3 protein-coding genes are annotated in these 3,139 nt (G+C 72.3%); 1 reads left to right on the plus strand and 2 read right to left on the minus strand.

Annotated features, from left to right (window positions below):
- On the plus strand, positions 1-1,382 hold a 1,382-nt coding region (locus ACY45C_RS08580), incomplete at its 5' end, for a tetratricopeptide repeat protein (RefSeq protein ID WP_462187090.1).
- Positions 1,383-1,400: 18 nt separating this feature from the next.
- Here the strand turns inward: ACY45C_RS08580 and ACY45C_RS08585 are convergent.
- Positions 1,401-1,916: a hypothetical protein gene (locus ACY45C_RS08585; RefSeq protein WP_462187091.1), complete on the minus strand. Its 516-nt coding sequence runs from the start codon at positions 1,914-1,916 to the stop codon at positions 1,401-1,403.
- Between the two features lie 289 nt (positions 1,917-2,205).
- The gene (locus ACY45C_RS08590; RefSeq protein ID WP_462187092.1) at positions 2,206-2,910 is read right to left on the minus strand and encodes an SDR family oxidoreductase; all 705 of its coding nucleotides are present in this window, start codon (positions 2,908-2,910) and stop codon (positions 2,206-2,208) included.
- Between the last annotated feature and the right edge of the window lie 229 nt (positions 2,911-3,139).

Raw genomic sequence — 3,139 nt, forward strand, 5'->3', positions numbered from 1 at the left:
TCGACACCCTGGCTTGCCGGGAGACCCTCGCACAGGTGACCCTCGCCGCCGGCCGGATCGACGACGCCGGCCGCCTAGCCGAGCGCACCGTCGCCGACCGCGAACGCGTCCTCGGCCCCGCGCACCCCGCCACCCTGGTCAGCCGGGACACCCTCGCCTGGGCGTTCCAGAAGGCCGGCCAGGTCGACCACGCGGTCAACCTGTTCCAGCGCACCCTCGCCGAGCGAGAACGCGTCCTCGGCCCCGAGCACCCCGACACCCTGGAAGGCCGGCACAGCCTCGGCCGCGCCTACGACGCCGCCGGCCGCGGCGACGAGGTGGCCCGACTGCTGCGGGACACCCTCGCCGACCGGCGGCGGATCCTCGGCCCGGAGCACCCCGCCACCCTCGACACCCGCCACAGCCTCGCCGTCGCCTACCGCCGGATCGGGGCGGTAGGCGACGCCGTGCCGCTGTTCGAACAGACCCTCGCCGCCCGCGGACGGGTCCTCGGCCCCGAGCATCCCGCCACCCTCGGCAGCCGCCACCAACTCGCCGTCACCCACCACCAGGCCGGACGGCTCGACGACGCCACGCGCGAGTTCGGCCGCGCGCTGACCGGCCGCGAGCGCACCCTCGGCCCCGACCACCCCGACACCCTCGAAACGGTCGACGGACTCGCCCGCGCCCACCTGCGGGCCGGACGACTCGATGACGCCGCACGCGAGTTCGGCCGCGCGCTGACCGGCCGGGAACGCACCCTCGGCCCCGACCACCCCGAGACCACCGAGACCCGCGAGAACCTCGCCACCGCCCACCTCAGGCTGGGCCGACCCGGCGACGCCGTCCCCCACCTCGAACGCGCCCTCGACCGCCACGAGCACGTCCTCGGCCCCGCGCACCCCCACACCGTCGAGACCCGGGACACCCTCGCGACGAGCTACCGGCGCACCGGGCAGCTCGAGGCGGCCGTGCCGCTGCTCGAACGACTGCTCGCTGACCGGAGCCGGGCACACGGCGTCGGCGACGCACGCACTCTACGCACCGCCGACGAGCTCACCGAGGTCTACCGGACCACCGGCCGGCTTCCGCAGGCCGTCGACCTGAACGAACGTGTTCTCGCCGTCCGTGAGCAGCTCCTCGGACCCGGCCACCCCGACACCCGCGCCACCCGGGGCGCCCTCGCCGACACCTACCGCCGGGCCGGCCGGCCCGCCGACGCCGTCCCCCTCTACCGCGCCGCGCTCACCGACGCGCTACGCGAGCACGGCCCGTTCCATCCGGACAGCACCCGGGCCCGTCGCACCCTCGCCGACACTGTCGACCAGGCCCGCCACGACCGGCTGCCCCTTCCCGAACGGCCGATCCCGGCCGAGCCGAGGTTCCGCCACCGCGACCCCTAACCGACCTCAGCCCGCCGGTCACCGCGGGTCGGCCGACCCGTCGGACGCGGCCGGCTCGTCGGGCTCGACGGGCGGAAACCGATCAAGCAGCTCCAGCTTGCGGAGCAGCGCCTCGTCCGCCGCCCCCCGCGCCGGCCGCCCGCCCTCCGCCACCGCCCGCTCGCGGTCCTCCTCCCAGCGCCGTGCCTCCTCCCGAGCCAACTCGGCGTTCATCTGCTCCCGTGCTTCCCGCCAGTACTCCTCGATCCGCTTCTGGTTCTCCCGCCGCTCCTGTTCGGCGGCAAGCTCATTCGTCAACTCCTGGCCATGCCGCGCGTTCCATACTCGGGAGAACGAGCCGTCCCAGTCGACCGGACGGAGGTCGAACCTGCCCTCAAACGTCGCCCGAGCCTCATCCGCCCCCGTATCGGCGTCGCGCCCCGCGTCGGCATCGGGCGCCGGCTGCCCGGACGGTTCCCGACCGGCTGGCGGCCGCGCCCCCGATTCACGCTCGGCCGCAGATTCACCTGACGGGCCAGCGGTTTCCTCGGACATCACAGTCTTCTCCCGTCCCTGAGGCTCCCAGTCATGATCCCACCGCTACCGGCCCGCCGTGCCCCACCACGATCCCTCCAGGGATGATCAGCGACCCGACCCCGAAAGTAAAGTCGCAGGTTGAAGGCATGATCGGCGGTGGATCGTGGGCCGATTCTGCAGCGATCCGGCGGTAGTGCAACGGCCCAGGTCAGAGCCATGATCGGAATTTTAGAGTATCGAGTCCTGGTTGCCTATCTCGACGCCGAGCCACTCCATCCCCTATCTGCTGGACGGGCCAGGTGGACCTTCAGCGGTGTGGCTGTTGACCGGTGGGCCGGACGACGATCTCGTTGATATCGACGGTGTCGGATTGCTCGAGTGAGAACAGGACCGCACGGGCGACGTCAGTGGTGCCGAGTTTCGGGTCGGTGGCCCGGTCGGGCGATGTTTCGCCGGCTTTAACGAGTCCCGGCTGGATGAGGGTGACACGCACGCCGGTACTGGTGACCTCGGCTCGGATGGACTGGGCCATGGCGGTGACGGCCCACTTGGTGGCGGAGTAGAGCTGCCCGGGGACGGTGATGCGGCCGGCCACCGAACCGGTGAGCACCAAGTGTCCCCGGAACTGCACGAGGGTGGGCAGGGTGGCCCGGGCGACGAGGGCGGTTCCGTAGACGTTGGTCAGCACCATCTCGCGCCACTGCTGCGGGGATCCGGTGCCGCGCAGGAAGGAGGTGGCGGTGAAGGAGCCGGCGTTGGCGAACACCGCGTCGAGTCGGCCGAACGCGCCGTGGGCGAGCGTGGGCAGAGTGGTGACCTGGTCCCAGTCGCTGATGTCGCAGGGGGCTGCCACGGCCCGGGCTGGGCCGCCCAGTTCCGCGGCAAGTTCGTGAAGGGCATGGTGAGAGCGGGCGGCGAGGATGAGGCGCCACCCTTTGCTGGCGGCGAGTCGCGCTGTTGCGGCGCCGATGCCGGAGGAAGCCCCTGTGATCAGGAGAACGGATGTGGTCACGCTGATAGATCGTGCCGGTTGAGGTGGTCAGTCAGGTTTTGGGGTGCGGCGGCTGACGTCGACGGCGTAGCTGGTGGGACGGACGTTCCCCGGTCGCTACCCGAGGTCCAGGACGGACGTGCCGGCGACCGCCGAGCAGACGTGCAGCACGGCCCACCGGCCGGTGAGTGCGGCATACGCCGGTTCGAACGCCTCGGTGAAGGCGGTCAGCCGGGACCGGTCGACGAGG

It is taken from the genome of Frankia sp. CcWB2, assembly GCF_977927585.1.